This window comes from Ekhidna sp., from assembly GCF_963691765.1.
Classification (GTDB): domain Bacteria; phylum Bacteroidota; class Bacteroidia; order Cytophagales; family Cyclobacteriaceae; genus Ekhidna.
Map to the genome: position 1 here is coordinate 1,592,856 of NZ_OY829375.1, position 14,979 is coordinate 1,607,834.

Below are 14,979 nucleotides of genomic sequence, written 5' to 3' on the forward strand. Positions count from 1 at the left end.
AGCCTAACCCTATAGTATCATGAAGAGAATATTTTTTTTCAACCTTTTTTTGGCCGGTGCGCTTTCTTGTTTTTCACAAGGCACTATGCTGCTGAGGCAGCCGACAGTAAGCCAAAATCAAATAGTTTTTGTTCATGCCAATGACCTATGGGTTGTTGATCGAGCTGGTGGTGACGCCAGAAGATTAACAACCTCTGTTGGCGCAGAATCATTTCCTCATTTTTCAAGTGATGGAAAATGGGTCGCCTTTAGTGGTCAGTACGATGGAAACACAGATGTATTTGTTGTTTCCATTGAAGGTGGAGCGCCTAAACGCTTGACTTACCACCCAGGAGCAGATCGAGTTCAGGGTTGGTCACCAGAAGGCGAAGTAATATTTGCATCCACCAGAAAAGGTCATCCTACCAGATTAAATAAATTTTATTCAATAGGCGTTGATGGCGGATTTCCACAAGAATTACCTATTCCCAGAATCGCATATGGTGAGATTTCTTCAGACGGTAAATATGCTGCTTACACTCCAATAACATCTTGGGATCCTGAATGGAGAAATTACAGAGGTGGTCAAGCCATGCCAATTTGGATATTAGATCTAAAAACGAATGAACTCCAAAGAACACCTCAACCTGATCAAGAGAGACATTTAGACCCAGTTTGGTACAATGGAGAGGTCTATTTTCTTTCAGAGCGAGACTACACTAGTAACATCTGGAAGTATAACTTGGAAACTAAAGCATATACGCAGGTAACATTTCACACTCAGTTTGATGTTAAAAGCCTGGATGCAACCGATGATTTAATCGTGTACGAACAAGGTGGGTATCTTCATTCTATTAATCCAAGCAATGGCGAGAGCTCACAACTTCAAATCAACGTAAAAGGTGATTTGAATTGGGCACGTACCAGATGGGAAAATGTCTCAGGGAGCAGACTTCAGAATGCCTCACTTTCCCCTACTGGCAAGAGGGCATTGTTTGAATATAGGGGTGAGATCTTTACTGTGCCCAAAGAAAATGGAACATGGAGAAACATTTCTAACTCATCCTATGCCGATAGATCACCAGTATGGTCACCCGATGGTGAAGAAATAGCTTGGTTTACAGATAGAAGTGGTGAATATCAGCTTGTAATAAGCGATCAATTCGGATCAAAAATCAAAAAGACTTATCCATTACCAAACCCCACTTTTTACTTCAGGCCTACTTGGTCACCAGATGGAAAGCATATAAGTTACACGGATACTGATTTTAACATTTGGGTATTAAACTTAGAATCTGGAAAGGCTGCAAAAGCTGATACAGAAAGATACGCTCATCCAAATAGATCGATGAACCCAGTTTGGTCTCCAGATAGTAAATGGATAGCTTATGTAAAGCTAACAGACGCGCAGTTCAAAGTCGTTAAGGCATACAATATTGAAACGAAGGAAATAAAAAACATTTCCGATCACATGGCCGATGCGCTAGAGCCTGTATGGGATGCAAGTGGTAAGTACCTCTATTTTCTCGCTAGTACCAACTGGGGATTGAATACTGGTTGGTTAGATATGAGCTCATACAATATACCCGTTACAAGAGGCCTTTATATGGCCATTCTCTCAGATTCAGATCCCTCTCCGCTTTTGCCTCAAAGCGATGAAGAGTCTTCGAACGAAGAAGGTAAAGAAGTCAATGATGAAGAAGTTTCAGTAGCTATTGACGAGGGAGTAATAAACAGGATTGTAGCATTAGATGTGCCAAACAGAAATTATGTTGGCTTAGTCGCTGGGCCTGAAAACACGGTATTCTTTGGAGAAAATATTCCCAATAAGCCTGGAATAACAATGCATAAGTTTGATCTTGGAGCAAGAGAATCATCTGAATTTATTTCTGGTATTCGTTCTGCAAACGTTTCACATGATAGAAAACAACTGCTCTATAGAGCTGGAGGAAACTGGGGAATAGTTTCTACTTCAGGGAAGAGTCAAAAATCTTCTGATGGAAGGCTAAGTATCGATATAAAAATGCAAGTTGATCCGCAAGCTGAATGGATGCAGATTTATAGAGAAGCATGGAGGTATCAACGCGACTTCCTGTATGTAAACAATCAACATGGTGCCCCTTGGAACGACATCTATGACTGGTACAAACCGTGGGTTGGACATGTAAAGCATAGAGAAGACATGAATTACATCATTGATATTTTGGGTGGAGAAATTGCAGTTGGTCATTCGTACACGCGGGGAGGAGATTATCCAGATGTAGATCGAGTGCCTGTAGGATTGCTGGGTGCTGATTATGCCATTAAGAATGGTAAATATCAATTCAAAAAAATATTTACTGGCGAGAACTGGAATCCAGATTTAAGCGCCCCTCTTTCAGTCCCTGGAATAGATGTAAATGAAGGCGATTATTTGCTGGAGATAAATGGAAAAGCTGTAGATTCCAATCAAAATCTCTACAGCTATTTTGAACAAACATCAGGTACTGCTGTAAGGATTAAAGTGGGTAAAACAACAAAAATTGGTGACGCAAAAACATTTTATGTAAAGCCAATTGGCAATGAATATGCTTTAAGATCGCGTGCTTGGATAGAGGACAACCGTAGATATGTAAGTGAAAAAACTGATGGTAAAATTGGATATACATACGTGCCAAATACTGGTGGCGGGGGATATACATCCTTCAATCGCTACTACTTTGCACAACAGGATAAGCAAGGAATGATAGTAGACGAACGAAATAACGGTGGCGGATCTGCAGCAGATTACATGGCAGATGTAATGAATCGAAAGTTATATGGTTACTTCAACAGTAAGGTTGGAGATCACAAACCATGGACAACTCCTATGGCGGCAGTATGGGGACCAAAAGTGATGATCATCAACGAACGAGCAGGATCTGGTGGTGATTTGCTTCCATACTTGTTCCGTGCGATGGATATTGGAACTTTAGTAGGAACGAGAACTTGGGGTGGACTTGTTGGTACATGGGATACGCCTTTATTCATTGACGGAGGAAGAATGGTGGCACCTCGTGGTGGATTTTTTGATGTAAACGGAGAGTGGGCAGTTGAGGGTGAAGGAGTGGCGCCAGACATTGAAGTAATTCAGGAACCAAAATTAGTCCTTCAAGGCAAAGACCCTCAACTCGATAAAGCAATTGAAATCGCTTTGGAAAAGCTTAAAACAGAGACTATTGAATTAAAACCTGAGCCCGCACCACCTGTCAGGTCTAAAAGAGCGAAGAAAAAAGAGTAATTATCGAAGAATCAAGACCGACAGTCGAGACATACTTAAAAGCGGATGATAATAACCATCCGCTTTTTTATTTTTAGGGTAACCTACCACTACTATCATGAGATTACTTTCGGCATGCTACCTGTTCGTTTTGTCTGCTACATTTTCCTATGGTCAAACAATCGACAGCCTCTTATTGGAATTAGATGCTGCAGATTCTGATTCATCCAACATTGCTATCCTTAATCTACTGGCCAAAGAATATATAAAAACGGATTTAGATTCCTGCCGCTATTATGTGAGCAAATCACTTGAAATTGAAGAGATCGTCAATTTCCCAAGACTCCAATTTGAAGCTATTAACTTAATAGGCAACTACTACCAACGGACTGCAGAATTTGATTCCGCACGAATCGAATATGAAAAGTTGATACCAATAGCAGAAGTTCTCGAAGATGATAAAGCTTGGTCCACTTACTATAATAATGTTGGTATTATATACACGAATAAAACCCAATATGATAGTGCATTAGACTTTTATCAGAAAGCATTAGACTATGAGATCAAATTAACAGATTCAACAGGTATTGCTGAAGCTTACAATAACATTGGAGTCATTCATTTTTATGCTGGGAATGTCGATAAATGTCTGGAATACATCACAAAATCTATTGATGTACAAGAAAGAAGCAATGGCACATATGCTGTTTTATTAAAGGGATACAATAATCTTGGCGCCATCTATCAGCACTACAAGAAAGATTATGACAGTGCATTCAAATACTACGATAAAACAAGGGAACTGAGTAAATCTCTAGAAGAAATTAGAGACTGGACAATTGCACTCAACAATTTATCGGGCCTTTTCCAAGTAACCGGTGATTTGGAAAAGGCACTTTCCTATTCTAAGCAAGCATACGATGTGCGTGTTGAGCAAAACAATAAAGAAGGTATGATCACTAGCTTGATAACACTATCCGGCATTGAACAAATGAGGGAAAATTATGAAGCTGCAGAAGATTATCTAAACAAAGCACTGAACATAAGCAGAGATATTGGCTCTGATCAATTGACATTACAATCTTACCTACATCTTTCGGAGAACTACGAGATGAAAGGAGATTATAAAAACGCGCTACTGTTCGCGAGGAATCAAATCTCATGGAAGGATAGCGTGTTTAATGAAAGTAAAGATCGAGCAGTCTCAGAATTGGAAACCAAATATGAAACTGAAAAAAAAGAGCAGCAAATAGAGCTACAAGAGGCGCAGCTAGCTGAACAAAGTGCTGAATTGGAAAGAAATAGAGTGCTATTAATAGCATCAATTCTGGCGATCATTTTCATAGTTGCTATAGCAGGACTGCAAAGAAGTAGACTTAGAAAGAAACAGCAGCTTAAACTTCAAGAAGCTAAACTGCTAGCTCGAGAAGCAGAAATTAATGCCACTATTTCTTCCCAAGAAAAGGAAAGAGCCAGGTATGCAAGAGATCTTCATGATGGCTTTGGTCAAATGATTTCGATCTTAAATATGAACCTCAAGAATTTAAACGAGGGAGCCAAGCCAAACGAAAGGCAAGAGATTTTTAACGCCTCTTCAAAAGTGATTGATGACATGTATGACGAGCTAAAAAACATCTGTTTCGACTTAATGCCACAAACGCTTATCAAGAATGGTTTAGAAAGTGCATTGATGGAATTTGTCGATCGGATAAATCAAACCGGAAATATCGCTATCGAACTAAACACCTTTGGTTTAGAGGAACGACTAATAGAAATTCAGGAAATATCGCTCTACCGTATCTCGCAAGAATGGATCAATAATATTTTAAAATATTCCGATGCTCAGAAAGTGACTCTTCAAATCACGAAAGATACTGACGAAATCACTTTGCTTATTGAAGACAATGGAAGTGGGTTTGATAAATCTTTGCTCACTTCGGGAAAAGGTAATGGATGGAAAAATTTAAATACGCGCTCAAATTTAATCCAGGGTGTACTTGAACTTGAGACTTCAAAAGATGCAAAAGGCAATGTATTGATTGTAAATGCTCCCGTATCGATTGCAGTGAAAGAAGATAACCCAATTGTATCAGTAGCTTAGCACTTCTATATTTTATGATAATTCAAATGCTCTGGTATTGAAGCTTACTTCTATGCTAACACGATTATATCTATTCTTTACGCTTCTTGGTGTATTAGCAACTTCGACCTATTCTCAGTATTCGCCAGATGAAACTTCTCGCGCTATCTCGAGTATGTCCGAAGAGGAACAGATTGAATATGTCAATAGCAACTTTTATTCGATTTACAGTGCCAATTTTTCCAACTCTCTTAAGCTCACGAAGAATGTAGTTGAGCTAAGCAATAGATTAAAACTTCCGGCAAAAGAAGCTCTTGCACAAAAAAACCGAGGAATCATATTGTATCTCACTGGAGATTACGAGCAAGCCATAAAAGCCTATCTCAGGTCTTACGACCTGTATGACTCACTAAATGATAAAAGTGGTCTAGCCCAATTAAGTAACGAAATGGCTAATTATTACAAGCAACAGGAAGACTTTGATCGAGCGATTGAATTTTGGGAACAAGCAGAAAAACTTGCATCGGAAGCGGGTGATCTACGAACACTTGGAACCAGCTACGGCATGCAAGCAACTTTCTATTGGACAAGAAAAGACTATGAAAAATCTGATCTACTATATACCAAGTGTCATTCAATAAGAATTCAACAAAATGACAGTGTAGGACTTGGGTATACTTTCCTAAATCTTGCAGATATGGAAAGAAGAAAAGGTAATCTTGATCAAGCCTTAGAATACTTCAACCAATCAACAAGAATTCGGATAGCCATCCAGGACAAACAAGGCGTATTGGAAAATTATAAAAGCATCGCAGACTTTCACTTCCAAAACAAATCTTATGATCAGGCCATTCAATTCTATAGGAAATCAATAAAGGAAAGTAAGACATTTGGTTACCCGGATTTGGTTAGAATAACCTTGGATTCACTCTCTTCGCTATACGCCGAGATTGGAGACTATAAACGTTCACTGTTCCTTAAAATTGATGCAGAAAATCTTGAAGACAGTCTGTTTAATCTAGAAAGATCAAGAGTTATCTCAGAGCTTGAAACCAAATATGAAACTGAGAAAAAAGAGCAGCAAATAGTCATTCAAAACGCTGAAATAGCAGAGCAAGAAGCCGAAATTCAAAGAAATCAAATCTTGATTCTAACATCCATAGGACTAATCTTACTGGTCATTTGGGTAGCCAAAATTCAAAAAAGTAAACTAAAAAAAGAACAACTATTAAAGCTTCAAGCAGCCGAAATTCAAAGGCGCCAAGCTGAAATCAATGCTGCTATTTCATCGCAAGAGAAGGAGCGTTCCAGATATGCCAGAGATCTTCATGATGGCTTTGGTCAAATGATTTCAATTTTGAATTTGAATTTGAAAAGTCTCAAAAAGGGTTCTAAGCCAGATGACCGTCTAGAAGTATTTGAAAGTTCATCTAAAGTGATTGATGAGATGTACACAGAGCTTAAAAATATTTGTTTCGACCTAATGCCTCAAACACTCATTAAACATGGCTTAGAAAGTGCACTCACAGAATTTGTCGATAGGGTCAATCAAGCTGGGAAAGTTTATCTAGAATTGAACACATTTGGACTAGAAGCTCGTCTTTTGGAAATTCAGGAAATTTCTCTTTATAGAATTTCTCAAGAATGGATCAATAACATTCTTAAATATTCTGATGCAGATAGAGTAACACTTCAGATTACCAAAGACGCTAATGAAATCACATTACTCATTGAAGACAATGGGAGCGGATTTGATAAATCTTTACTCACTTCTGGTAAAGGCAATGGATGGAAAAATTTAAATACCCGTTCTAATTTAATTCAGGGAGAACTAGAGCTAGAAACACAAAATGGGATAAAGGGTACTTCCTTAATTATAAATGCCCCTACTGAAATTACGCCTACGAAAGAATCAAATGAAAATACCGTGAAAATGGTATAGTTATCTTGTCATTTAGTAACCTTTTTTGGACTTCAATTAAAAGGTTAACACGAAGACCAATGAATTTGCTATCTTTCATAGTACGAGAGAAGTCCGCCAAAATGAAAATATTCCTTACCGATGATCATGCCATCTTATTAGGTGGTCTAATTAAAATATTGTCTGTTGAAGATGATCTCGAAGTGGTCGGGTCTGCTGGAACAGTAAGGGAAACTCTAGATGAACTAACTCAAAAAAATGTAGACCTGTTAATTACAGATTATAATCTTCCTGATGATGATGGTCTAACTTTAATAAGAAGAGTTAAACAGAAATATTCTGACCTTAAAATAATAGTCCTTAGCATGCATGATGAAGCACACCTTATTAAAGAGATTTTAAAAGAGGGTGTTGAAGGATATATCTTAAAAAAGGATTCTCATGAAGAGTTAGTAAGTGCAGTTCGTGCCGTAAAAAATGGGAAAGTTTACCTCAGTTCTGATGTAAATTCCTTGTTAATGAAGGGACTCAATGGAGTCGAGGAACAAAGACTACTGACCGATCGAGAAAGAGAAATCTTGAAACTCATCGCCAAAGAATTTACCAATAAACAAATGGCTGAAGAGTTGTTTATCAGTGAGCGAACGGTAGAAACCCATCGAAAAAATATCTTTAGAAAAACTGGTACAAACAATCTGGTTGGATTGATAAAGTTTGCTTACGCCAATAATCTTATATGACCTTCTCAGGGTTTCATGGTATATGAAAATGCCAGTAATTGGGGATACCAAAAGCTTCGCGTAATAGCAAGCTTTGTTGTTCACGAATCAAAATTATATTACCATGAAAAAGAGTGTTACCGCACTAAGTGCAGTACTTATTGTATTTGCAATATCAATCAAATCGTCTGCTCAAGAAATTCCTGTAAAAGATTTGAATGTTTTACAGATGAAATCCAAAGACTTCAAAAAAGCGCCAAAAAAAGTATTCATTAAGAGCTTCAAAGTCTATTACCAGATGATCGCTGAAGCAGAAAAGACAATCCGCGGAGGTAGACAACTTGGTGGAGGCTCTTATACAGGCGACGCCACCGCCAGACTTGCAGTTGGAGTGGAAGGAGTAAGCTCAGAGGATTTACAATCGTTAACTAATTCTATTTACAACAATTACATAAACAACCTCAAGGGATTGGGGCTTGAGATCTACAATTCCAAAGATTATCCCAACTTGGAATTTTTTAGTGAAATGCAACAACTTGATGGACCAAGAATTAATCAGGAACAAATAAAAGGCAGCCTAATGGTAGTTCCTGATAACTTTTCATACTACGTAAATAAGGTAACTAAAAAAGGAAAAGAGAAGGGAAGCCTTTTGACTAATATTCAAGGATCGTATGGAGACTTGGGATCGGCACTTTATCACAAAGGTTTGCCTAAGGTATCTAAGGAACTGGAAGACATGATAGTGATCGATATTGCAATTAATGTCCCTAGCATATACCTAGATCCTAAATCAGCACTTGGGACTGTTAAAATAAAAGGAGGCGCCAATCTAAGATTAGAAAATGCCCGAGCAACTTATGTTTCAGGTAAAATGAAATCTCCAGGTGCTGCGACTCCTGAAAGAGCAATTGAATTGACACTCAAAAAACCTGTTCAAATACCAGAGGTTTTTGGATCTCAAGATTTTAAATCTCAAGCGACCAAACAAACTACATCAGTCCCATCATATGCCAGCTTTTTTACGGTAGAAGATGTGTCCGTACAGCTTAGTAATACGATCAAATGCGATGCGGAAACTTACAAAAAGGAAGTTGGAGATATAATCAATGAATTTTTGACGGCCTCAGTAGACAAGCTAAAGGCAGGAATGAACGGAGAAAAGGTTAAGTAGAAACAAACTAATATTCAAGTCAGTATAAGATTTGATTTGTTGACTATGACCCCTGGCTTTCCGTCAGGGGTTTTTTACTTAATATGAAAATTATATTTGAGTAAATCACTCTTGGTCCTAACATTGAGCTTTTTATAAATATTCTTCATATGACTCTTTATAGTTTCGTATGAAATATCAAGTTCTAAGGCAACTTCCTGGTAAGTGAGACCATTCATTATTAAAGGAAGTACCTGCTGTTCGCGATCGGTTAATTCACTAGTGTCTGGAGTTGCACTAATATGCCTGAACAAATGGGATACCTCATCACTTGACATATAAATTTCACCTCTTCGTGCACCGGTAATGATATTGACAATGTTGGCATAACAATTACTCAAAGAGGTTAAGCCTTTAACCCCAGCCTTTAAAAAATGATAAACTTCATCATTGGTATAGAGATTTTTTACCACCACAATGGAATAATTGGGAGCAAGCTGTAATATTTCTTCTATATTTATTCCGTTATTTATAATTATCCCATCTATTATAATTATAGCACCAGGATTTTCGTGAATCATATGTGATTCGCGATTCGACATTTGAGTAAATGTGATTACTGAGCTCACTAAATTCTCAAAATCATAGAGACGTTTTTTAAGTAAAAAATTAAATCGTTCTGTTTTACTAATGATATATAAATCGTTCACTTTTCCTTCAATTAAATTCAACTCACATTAATTCGTATACATCCCCAATACCTAGGTAGTTCACATCAATGATTAGGTTGTAGCAATATATAATTCACTAATACCCAGAGTCAATACCAGTTATTACCTATTTGCATTGATCATACCTAGTTATATTTTTCGCAAAACGTAGTACTATTCCAATTACCTATTAGCATTTATTAATATATGGGGGATTCTAACTAGTTATTAGTGACTAACAAATGGTTGATAAAAGGCTTAGGATAAAATCATCCAGCCTCGAGCTTTATTGACAGCCTCTGCTTTATTCCTAGCACCTAGCTTTCTATAAATGTTGTTAGTGTGGGTTTTCGTGGTGTCATAAGAAATATGAAGCTTAGCGCTTATCTCTAAATACGTTAAACCATGCGATAAAAGATTAAGTACTTCGAGCTCGCGTCTACTCAATATTTTATCGGTACGTGTCCCTGAAATATTACCAAGAACACTTTTTAATGATTCTTGGCATATGAAATATCCATTACTATTTAGAATTTTCAACGCATTGGGTAATTCTGAAATAGAATTAGAACTCAATATTCCTCGAATATTGGTTTGGATAATTTGTCTGACACTTAGTCTAGAATTGCCATCATAAATAACCATACAAGGATTGCTGCGAGCACCTTTACGTAAAACCAATTCTATTTCATGGGTGAATTCCGAAATCCAAAAAATAAGGAGGAATTCCTCTCTCAAATCTGTAAGATTTAGGCCATTCGAGCCAATCTTTTTCATTAGAACTCGATTGCTCCCATGAATGAGATCGATCAAAAGTGTTGCCTCAAGTAAGGCCTCATCATTTACATCATTAAGTACTATTATTACTATTTTCCTATTCGTAGACATTTTCAAATACCGTCTTGATGCAAGGTTAAAAATCAATTTTTATCTGGCATTATATAGATGGTTTACTCTTAGTGGACTAATACGTAATACTGGGTAGACAATTGGTGTCACATTCGTTCGTCCGTTTAGTCTATGATTTAAGTAGTCACGAAATGGTATTAAAGAATATTGCATAGTATTTGATGTGGCTAAATATCTCACCCTAATGTAGTATTTCTAATCAATCATTTCTTCCTAGGTGAGTATGAATAAGCTATACTTGCATGTGAAATCTAATGATTCAATATGACTGAAGTAAGACACAACTGGACGCTAGAAGAAATAGCAGATATCTACAATAGACCTTTGATGGAGCTTGTATTTCAAGCGGCAACAACGCATCGAAAGTTTCATGATCCAAAAGAAGTTCAAGTAAGCAGTCTAATATCTATTAAGACTGGTGGGTGTCCAGAAGATTGCGCCTACTGTCCTCAAGCAGCACGTTATCATACGGATATCAAGGTTCACAAACTGATGGAAGTTGAAGAGGTACGTGCTCAAGCAGAATCTGCAAAGGCAAACGGAGCATCAAGGATGTGCTTAGGTGCGGCTTGGAGAGAAGTAAGAGACAACAGAGATTTCGATAAAGTACTTGATATGGTTAAGACCGTAAATAGCATGGACATGGAGGTGTGCTGTACATTGGGAATGGTTTCTGAAGACCAAGCTCAAAAGTTGGCGGATGCAGGACTTTATGCCTATAATCACAACATTGATACCTCAGAGGCTTACTATGAAGACATAATAAGCACACGTGAATACGATGATAGATTGAAGACAATAGATAATGTAAGAAAAGCTAAAATCACCGTCTGCTCAGGAGGCATTATTGGTATGGGCGAATCCGCAGAAGATAGGATGGGTATGCTACTTACCTTGGCTAACATGGAAGTACATCCTGAATCAGTGCCAGTTAATGCATTGGTACCTGTTGAAGGAACTCCACTAGCTGAACAACCAAGAGTAGCAGCGCATGAACTTATTAGAATGATTGCAACCGCAAGGTTAGTTATGCCTGCATCAGTAGTTAGATTATCTGCTGGAAGAGAAGGAATGAGTTTAACAGAACAAGCACTCTGTTTCATGGCTGGCGCTAATTCTATTTTTGCTGGGGACAAACTTCTGACAACACCAAATCCTGACTTTAATGACGACAAAGAAATGTTTGACCTCCTCGGATTGGTCCCTCGAGAAGCATTCAAATATGACAAAAAGGAAAGTGAAGTTGAGGCATAATTTCTATGAATGAATAGCTATCAAAAAGCGATCGAAGAAAGAAAACAGCAACATTTGTTGCGATCACTTCCCCTCCCATCAGAGGGGATTGATTTTTATTCAAACGATTACTTAGGATTAGCCAAATCTTCAGAACTATCTCAGCTAATAGAAGACTGTCATAGAAAGAACCAACTGTCAAATGGCTCAACAGGTTCACGATTACTAAGTGGTAACTCTGAGTATATTGTAAGAATTGAAAATCTAGTAGCAAAGTTTCATGGCGCCGAAAGCGCGCTTATCTACAATAGCGGATACGCTGCCAATCTAGGACTTATCTCTTGCCTAGCTACACGCGAGACTATCCTCTTTGCTGATGAATTGATACACGCCAGTTTGATAGATGGTGCCAGGCTTGGTCATTCCAGAAAAATCAAATTTGAACATAATAATTGGTCAGATCTCAAGGAGAAGTTGTCCAATCATGATGGTCAAAAAATTGTGATAGTTGAGTCTATATACTCTATGGATGGAGATATCTGCCCATTAAATGAAATCGTTGAAGCTTGTAATGAATTCAATGCGCTACTGATTGTCGATGAAGCGCATGCAATGGGTGTTTTTGGGCCAGATGGAGCTGGTCTTGTTCAACAACATGGACTACAAAATGACGTCTTTGCTCGAATATTAACTTTTGGGAAAGGCCCTGGAATTCATGGTGCTGCTGTTGTTGGTCCGAAATGGTTAAAAACCTATCAGGTCAATTTTTCAAGATCCATGATCTTTTCTACAGCTCCAAGTAATCATTCATTTGCTTCTATTAATGCAATGTACAATTACTTGCCACAAATAGAATCGAATAGGTCAGATCTCAAGACAATTACCAATTACTTTGTATCCAAACGAAAGAAAAACAATAAAAACTGGCTTTCGTCAAATTCACAAATACAATCTTTAATAGTTCCTGGTAATGAAGCAGTAGTAAAGCTAGGAAATCAGCTAAAAGAGGCGGGCATTAATGCCTTGCCTATACGTACGCCAAGTATTGCGGCTGGATCAGAACGTATCAGGTTTTGTTTGCACGCATACAATACTGAAGAAGAGATAGATTTACTATTTGAAGTTTTGAGCAAATGAATCAAAAAATTATAGTTGCAGGGATTGGAACAGATACTGGAAAAACAGTAATCTCAGCAATAATTTGCAAAGCCCTCAATGCAGAATACTGGAAGCCTGTGCAAGCTGGTGATTTGGGTAATACTGACTCCCACAAAATAGAAAAATGGGTGCCAGGTACTAGAATTCATCCCGAAGCATACAGGCTAACACAACCCATGTCTCCACATGCTGCAGCCGAGATTGACCAAATAATAATTGAAGAGTCAAAACTTCAAATACCATCTACCGATAAGTCATTGGTAATAGAGCTAGCCGGAGGACTTATGGTCCCAATGAGAGAAGATTACTTGAATATTGATTTTGTTAAGAGCCTTCAACTTCCCGTTGTTTTAGTAGCGGATTATTACTTAGGAAGTATCAACCACACGCTCCTTACATTGAACCTTCTTAAGAGTCGTAATATTCCTGTTGTTGGTATTGTCTTCAACGGCAAAAAAAACGAAGCGAGTTTTGATGTTATTCAAAAAAGGTCTGGACTTAAGTGTCTTCTTGAAGTAGCTAAAGAAGAAAGTATAACTAACGAAATCATTGAAAAATATGCCTCAAGAATCAACCTTTAACGATAGTCTTCTTGAATTTGATCGGGATAATATATGGCATCCATACACATCTCTGACCAGCCCTCTGCCAACATATCTAGTGGTTTCAGCTAAAGGTGTGCGAATCAAACTGAAGGATGGCAAAGAGCTAATAGATGGCATGTCAAGTTGGTGGACGGCTATACATGGATATAATGTTCCTGAACTTAATGCCGCAGCCGCTGATCAGTTAAAAAACATGTCTCATGTCATGTTTGGGGGTCTAACTCATAAGCCAGCTATCCAACTTTGTAAAAAGTTAGTAGAAATAACTCCACAAGGTCTTGAAAAGGTGTTTTTAGCAGATAGTGGATCTGTATCAATTGAGGTCGCAATGAAAATGGCTATCCAATATCAACATGCAAAGGGTAATCGAGGTAAAACCAAATTCATGACCATTAAAAATGGGTATCACGGAGATACCTCTGGAGCCATGTCCGTTTGCGACCCTGAAGGAGGAATGCATCACATGTTCTCCGATTTCTTACCTAAGCATTTCTTTGTAGACAGGCCAAGCAAGACATTTAATGAATCATATGAGAAAGACGAACTATTAGAACTAGAGCAATTTTTCCGCCTCAATTCAGAAAAATGCGCGGCATTTATACTTGAACCAATTGTTCAAGGAGCTGGTGGGATGTGGTTCTACTCTCCTAGTTACTTGTCAGCGGTTAGAGAGTTATGCAATGAATATGATGTATTACTTATAGCTGATGAAATAGCCACTGGATTTGGTAGGACAGGAAAGCTATTTGCGTGCGAGCATGCTGCGATCTCTCCAGACATAATGTGCGTAGGCAAGTCTTTAACTGGTGGATATATGACACTAGCTGCCACTCTTTGTACAAAACAAGTTTCAGATACAATATGCAATGGCGAGGCAGGTGTATTTATGCATGGACCAACTTTTATGGCGAATCCCCTTGCTTGTGCTGTATCCAATAAAAGTATTGAACTGCTACTAGGTTCAAACTGGAAAGATCACATTGATGCCATAGAAGATCAATTAAAGAAAGAATTAAGTCCACTGGCAATCGCATTAAGCGTTAAAGATGTAAGAGTTCTTGGGTCGATTGGAGTAGTCGAAATGACTGAATCGATTGATATTCCAAAGGCTCAAAAATTCTTTGTTGAAAGTGGTGTCTGGATCAGGCCATTTAGAAATCTGATTTATATAATGCCGCCGTATATCATAAATTCTGAAGATCTTTCAAAACTGACCAACGCCATCAAAAATTACATTGTAGGCTAATAAAATCAATTTTTGAAACTTTCCTGTT

Annotated in this window: 11 protein-coding genes; 9 read left to right on the forward strand and 2 right to left on the reverse strand. The window is 37.9% G+C overall.

Features of this window, described 5'->3' with window-relative positions; translation table 11 throughout:
• The first annotated feature begins 19 nt into the window (after positions 1–19).
• From ACY650_RS07435 to ACY650_RS07455, 5 genes are all read left to right on the forward strand, one after another.
• Positions 20–3,238, forward strand: coding sequence for a S41 family peptidase (locus ACY650_RS07435; RefSeq protein ID WP_462253294.1), 3,219 nt, complete (start codon positions 20–22; stop codon positions 3,236–3,238).
• Positions 3,239–3,335: 97 nt separating this feature from the next.
• Positions 3,336–5,318: a tetratricopeptide repeat-containing sensor histidine kinase gene (locus ACY650_RS07440; protein WP_462253296.1), complete on the forward strand. Its 1,983-nt coding sequence runs from the start codon at positions 3,336–3,338 to the stop codon at positions 5,316–5,318.
• 52 nt (positions 5,319–5,370) lie between these two features.
• Positions 5,371–7,239 (forward strand): tetratricopeptide repeat-containing sensor histidine kinase, encoded by a 1,869-nt coding sequence (locus ACY650_RS07445; protein WP_462253298.1) that lies wholly within the window; start codon positions 5,371–5,373, stop codon positions 7,237–7,239.
• A gap of 59 nt (positions 7,240–7,298) precedes the next feature.
• Positions 7,299–7,958 carry a response regulator gene (locus ACY650_RS07450; RefSeq protein ID WP_462253300.1) on the forward strand — a complete coding sequence of 220 codons (660 nt, stop codon included), beginning with the start codon at positions 7,299–7,301 and terminating at the stop codon, positions 7,956–7,958.
• 103 nt (positions 7,959–8,061) lie between these two features.
• Positions 8,062–9,111: a hypothetical protein gene (locus ACY650_RS07455; protein WP_462253302.1), complete on the forward strand. Its 1,050-nt coding sequence runs from the start codon at positions 8,062–8,064 to the stop codon at positions 9,109–9,111.
• A 74-nt stretch (positions 9,112–9,185) separates the two neighbouring features.
• On the opposite strand, the gene ACY650_RS07460 is transcribed toward ACY650_RS07455, so the two are convergent.
• Together ACY650_RS07460 and ACY650_RS07465 are read right to left on the reverse strand one after the other, a co-directional pair.
• Positions 9,186–9,821, reverse strand: a complete 636-nt coding sequence (locus tag ACY650_RS07460; RefSeq protein WP_462253304.1) for a helix-turn-helix transcriptional regulator — start codon at positions 9,819–9,821, stop codon at positions 9,186–9,188.
• A 237-nt stretch (positions 9,822–10,058) separates the two neighbouring features.
• A complete protein-coding gene (locus tag ACY650_RS07465; RefSeq protein WP_462253306.1) occupies positions 10,059–10,688 on the reverse strand; it encodes a response regulator transcription factor in 630 nt (209 codons plus the stop codon).
• 285 nt (positions 10,689–10,973) lie between these two features.
• Here ACY650_RS07465 and bioB point away from each other — a divergent pair, with 285 nt between their 5' ends.
• From bioB to bioA, 4 genes are read left to right on the forward strand one after another with little or no spacing between them, the layout of a single operon-like run.
• A complete protein-coding gene (gene bioB, locus ACY650_RS07470; protein WP_462253308.1) occupies positions 10,974–11,963 on the forward strand; it encodes a biotin synthase BioB in 990 nt (329 codons plus the stop codon).
• Positions 11,964–11,972: 9 nt separating this feature from the next.
• Positions 11,973–13,079: an aminotransferase class I/II-fold pyridoxal phosphate-dependent enzyme gene (locus ACY650_RS07475; RefSeq protein WP_462253310.1), complete on the forward strand. Its 1,107-nt coding sequence runs from the start codon at positions 11,973–11,975 to the stop codon at positions 13,077–13,079.
• Positions 13,076–13,681 carry a dethiobiotin synthase gene (gene bioD, locus ACY650_RS07480; protein WP_462253312.1) on the forward strand — a complete coding sequence of 202 codons (606 nt, stop codon included), beginning with the start codon at positions 13,076–13,078 and terminating at the stop codon, positions 13,679–13,681. The genes ACY650_RS07475 and bioD overlap by 4 nt, the downstream gene beginning before the upstream one ends.
• Positions 13,659–14,951 carry an adenosylmethionine--8-amino-7-oxononanoate transaminase gene (gene bioA, locus ACY650_RS07485; RefSeq protein ID WP_462253314.1) on the forward strand — a complete coding sequence of 431 codons (1,293 nt, stop codon included), beginning with the start codon at positions 13,659–13,661 and terminating at the stop codon, positions 14,949–14,951. The genes bioD and bioA overlap by 23 nt, the downstream gene beginning before the upstream one ends.
• The last annotated feature ends 28 nt before the right edge of the window (positions 14,952–14,979 follow it).

Bases quoted from the DNA above. Each gene is read 5' to 3' on its own strand.
- ACY650_RS07435 (WP_462253294.1), top strand. From the start codon at position 20: ATGAAGAGAATATTTTTTTTCAACCTTTTTTTGGCCGGTGCGCTTTCT.
- ACY650_RS07440 (WP_462253296.1), top strand. From the start codon at position 3,336: ATGAGATTACTTTCGGCATGCTACCTGTTCGTTTTGTCTGCTACATTT.
- ACY650_RS07445 (WP_462253298.1), top strand. From the start codon at position 5,371: ATGCTAACACGATTATATCTATTCTTTACGCTTCTTGGTGTATTAGCA.
- ACY650_RS07450 (WP_462253300.1), top strand. From the start codon at position 7,299: ATGAATTTGCTATCTTTCATAGTACGAGAGAAGTCCGCCAAAATGAAA.
- ACY650_RS07455 (WP_462253302.1), top strand. From the start codon at position 8,062: ATGAAAAAGAGTGTTACCGCACTAAGTGCAGTACTTATTGTATTTGCA.
- ACY650_RS07465 (WP_462253306.1), bottom strand. From the start codon at position 10,688: ATGTCTACGAATAGGAAAATAGTAATAATAGTACTTAATGATGTAAAT.
- bioB (WP_462253308.1), top strand. From the start codon at position 10,974: ATGACTGAAGTAAGACACAACTGGACGCTAGAAGAAATAGCAGATATC.
- ACY650_RS07475 (WP_462253310.1), top strand. From the start codon at position 11,973: ATGAATAGCTATCAAAAAGCGATCGAAGAAAGAAAACAGCAACATTTG.
- bioD (WP_462253312.1), top strand. From the start codon at position 13,076: ATGAATCAAAAAATTATAGTTGCAGGGATTGGAACAGATACTGGAAAA.
- bioA (WP_462253314.1), top strand. From the start codon at position 13,659: ATGCCTCAAGAATCAACCTTTAACGATAGTCTTCTTGAATTTGATCGG.